The 1,813-nt window shown below is 70.2% G+C and carries 2 protein-coding genes; one reads left to right on the top strand and one right to left on the bottom strand.

From position 1 onward, the window contains the following. A partial coding sequence (locus GT042_RS04355; protein ID WP_237530453.1) for a hypothetical protein occupies window positions 1–1,178 on the top strand: 1,178 nt, incomplete at its 5' end. 87 nt (window positions 1,179–1,265) lie between these two features. Here GT042_RS04355 and GT042_RS04360 read toward each other — a convergent pair. After that, on the bottom strand, window positions 1,266–1,813 hold a 548-nt coding region (locus tag GT042_RS04360), incomplete at its 5' end, for a glycoside hydrolase family 65 protein (protein ID WP_161307363.1).

Consider the following 1,813-nt stretch of genomic DNA (forward strand, 5'->3'; position numbering starts at 1 on the left):
CCGACTCCTCCGCCGCGCAAGGTGGCGACGCCTCGCGCGGCGGGGCCGCGGCCGGACCCGCGCCGAAGGACGGCAGCGGGAAGAAGGCCGGGGACGCCGACGAGTGGGACGGGAAGACCGAGGTCCTCGGGGACGGTTCCACCTCCTACACCGGCCCGCAACCGGGCCAGTTGAAGCCCGAGCGCCTCGAACCCGGTGAGAAGCCGCCCCAGTTCGTGGTGTTCTCCTGGGACGGCGCGCTCCAGGGCGACGACAAGCTGTTCTCCCGCTTCCGGCAGGTCGCGAAGGAGAGCGACGCCCACATGACGCTCTTCCTCACCGGCATCTACCTGCTGCCGGAGTCCAAGAGGCAGCTCTACAAGCCGCCGCGGCACGCGACGGGCGCGTCCGCCATCTCGTACCCGACCCCCCAGCACATCCGCGACACCCTGGACCAGCTCGGGAAGGCGTGGACCGAGGGCAACGAGATCGGCTCGCACTTCAACGGGCACTTCTGCGGCAAGAAGGGCGGCGGCGACTGGTCGAGCGCCGAGTGGAAGAGCGAGATCGACCAGGCGGTGTCCTTCGTCAAGAACTGGCGGACGAACACCGGCTTCACCGATCTGCCGCCCCTGCCCTTCGACCCGGACCGGGAGATCACGGGCGGGCGCGCGCCGTGCCTGGAGGGGCAGAAGACCCTGCTGCCCGCCGCGAAGGCCGCCGGCTGGCGCTACGACGCCAGTTCGGCCGGGGACTTCCAGATCTGGCCCGCCAAGAAGAACGGGGTCTGGGACTTCCCGCTCCAGCTCCTGCCGTACCCCGAAGGCGACTTCCAGGTGCTGTCCATGGACTTCAACCTGCTCTACAACCAGTCGGACGGCAGCACCGACGGCGATCCGGCACGGTGGGCCGCCTGGCGCCAACAGGCCCAGGACGCCTACATGAACGGCTTCGAGCGGGTCTACAACGGCAGCCGGGCCCCGCTGTTCATCGGCAACCACTTCGAGGAGTGGAACGGCGGCATCTACATGGACGCCGTGGAGAACGTCATGCGTGACGTGTGCCCGCGTGAGGGGGTGCGGTGTGTGTCCTTCCGTGAGCTGGCGGACTGGATGGACGCCCAGGACCCCGCCGTCCTGGCCCAGTTGAGGAATCTGGACCCGGCGCAGGCGCCGCTGTGGAAGTCGATCGTTCGCTGAGGTGGGTGAGGCTGAGGTGGGTGAGGCTGAGGTGGGTGAGGCTGAGGTGGGTGAGAAGGGGCGCCGCGAACGGACAGCGCCCCCGTGTCACTCGCCGACCGGCCTGGGCTCGGGCCGCCCGCCGCGCGGGGCGGGCCGCCGGCCGGCCGGCTGCTGCGGCGCGGGGCGCTCCACCCGTTTCGGCACGTCCCGCGTCTGCGGTGAGGTGGGCGAGACCGTGAGAGGCGTGCCGTAGTGGCTGATCTCCAGGGCCTCGCCGTCCGACTCCGGCATCGAGTACACCGCCTTCGACCCGGTGATCTCCACCCGCAGGTGGCGTTTCTGGATCTGTACGTTGAAGGCGAGGCGGCTGAGCTGTTCCGGCAGCCGGGGGGCGAAGGCGAGGGTGTCGCCGTGGTGGCGCATCCCGCCGAAGCCGGAGACGAGCGCGATCCAGGTGCCGGCCAGGGACGCGATGTGCAGGCCGTCCCGGGTGTTGTGTTCCAGGTCGGAGAGGTCCATCAGCGCGGCCTCCCCCAAGTAGTCGTACGCCAGCTGCACATGGCCCGTCTCGGCGGCCATGACGGCCTGGGTGCAGGCGGACAGCGACGAGTCCCGTACGGTGATCGCCTCGGAGTAGGCGAAGTTACGGGCCT

It is taken from the genome of Streptomyces sp. SID3212 (assembly GCF_009865405.1).
Taxonomy (GTDB): Bacteria; Actinomycetota; Actinomycetes; order Streptomycetales; family Streptomycetaceae; genus Streptomyces.